General features: G+C 69.8%; 1 protein-coding gene. It reads right to left on the bottom strand.

Translation table 11 applies throughout. The features are described 5' to 3' along the window. The coding region (locus ABD017_RS16725; protein ID WP_343883957.1) for a beta strand repeat-containing protein at nt 1–1,829 on the bottom strand (1,829 nt) is incomplete at both ends.

Here is a 1,829-nt window from a genome sequence, read left to right as displayed (position 1 = left end):
TGCGCTCAGCACCGAATTGACCTTCAGTATCCCCGCCGTCGTCTTGAGGCTGACGCCGCCACTGGGGCTGGTGATCTGCAGCGGGCCGTTGACGGACAACCCCGCGGCATTGACCAGGCTGAAGTTGGTCGCCTTGAAACTACCCAGTGTGCCGATCAGGTTGGCGCCACCCAGGGTGGTGGTGCCTATCGACTGGCCGGTCAACGTGCCCGCCGTGATGACGCCGGCGCTCTGGCTGATGTCGCCGCCAGCGGCCAGCGACACCGCCGAGGCATCGATATCGTGGGCCAACGCAAGGTCGTCGGCCGAATTCAGCGCAACGGCCGACGCCGTCAGGTCGCTGTTCACGCTCAAGGTGCCGCTGCTCGTCTTCAGGCTGATGGTGCCGGCGTCGCCCGCCGTCGTCAGCGGGCCGTTCGCCGCCAGGTCCTGCGCATTGACGAAGGTGAGGTTGGCCGCGTCGAAACTGTCGAGCGTGTCGATCAGGTTGGCACCGCCCAGCACGGTGTTGCCCTGCGAACTGCCGGTCAGCGTGCCCGCCTCGATCACTCCGGAACCGCCTTCGCCGATCGCCGCCGCGGAAGTGAGCGTGACTGCCGTGCCCTTGAGCGTACCGTTGACCGTCAGGTTGCCAGTCGTGGTGGTCAGCGCGGTGCTGCTGCCGCCATCGACCACGCCGCTGACGACCAGGGCGGCGCCGTTGGTCAGGCTGAAACCGTCGGCGTCGAAATTGCCCAGCGCGGCAACCTGATTGAGTTGGCCCAGCGCGACGCCGTCCGCGGCGCTGCCGCTCAGCGTGCCGGCGGTGATGATGCCGGCGCTCTGGCTGATGTTGCCGCCCGAAACCAGCGTCACCGTGTCGCCCTGCACCGCCTGGGTCAGCGTCAGGTCGCCGGCGGAATCCAGGGCCACGTCGCCACCGCGCAACGCGGTGTTGACCGACAGCAGGCCGGACGTCGTCGTCAGGTGCAGGCGGCCGCCGTTGGCGATCGTCAGCGGGCCGTTGACGGCCAGCGCCTGCGCGTTGGTCAGGTCGAGGCCCGCCGCGGCGAAGCTGCCCAGGGTGCCGACATGGTTGGCACCGTTGAGCGCGGTGACGCCGGTGGAGCGCCCGCTCAGCGTGGCGGCGGTGATCACGCCGTGGCTGCCCTGGCCGATCGCACCGGCGGAGTCGAGCGTCATGGCCGTGCCCTTGAGCGCGCCATTGATCGTCAGGTCGCCGCTGGTGGTGGTCAGCGTGGTGCTGGTACCGCCGTTCACCGTGCCGGCCACGGTCAGCGACAGCGCATTGCGCAGGTTGAGGTAGGCCGCGCTGAAATCGCCCAGCGCGCCGACGCGGTTGTTGCCGGTAAGGCTCACCGCCCCGCTGGTATCGCCCTTGAGCGTGCCGGCGACGATGCTGCCCGTGCTGGCCTCGCTGATGGCGCCGGTCACGTCGAGCGTGGTGGTGGCGCCGGTGAGCGTGCCGTTGATGACCAGGTTGCCCGTCGTGGCCAGGCCTGCGCTGGCGCCGCCGTTGACGGCACCGGCGACGGTCAGGTCCTGCACGTTCTTCAGGCTGAAGCCGGCCGCGTTGACATCGCCCAGCGTGTCGATGCGGTTGTTGCCGCCGAGCGCCACGGCGCCGCCGGCGTTGCCGCGCAGGGTATTGGCCGTGATGACGCTGCCGGCGCCCTGGCTGATGTTGCCGGCCACGTCGAACGCGGTGGTGGTGCCGCTCACCGCACCGTTGATCGCCAGGTTGCCGGCCGAGGTGGCCAGCGTCGTGCTGGCGCCGCCATTGACCGGGCCGGCGACCGCCAGCGACTGGCTGTTGGTCAGGCCGAAAC

The organism is Rhodanobacter caeni (genome assembly GCF_039523575.1).
GTDB classification, from domain to species: domain Bacteria; phylum Pseudomonadota; class Gammaproteobacteria; order Xanthomonadales; family Rhodanobacteraceae; genus Rhodanobacter; species Rhodanobacter caeni.
This window is presented reverse-complemented; position numbering and strand designations above follow the sequence as displayed.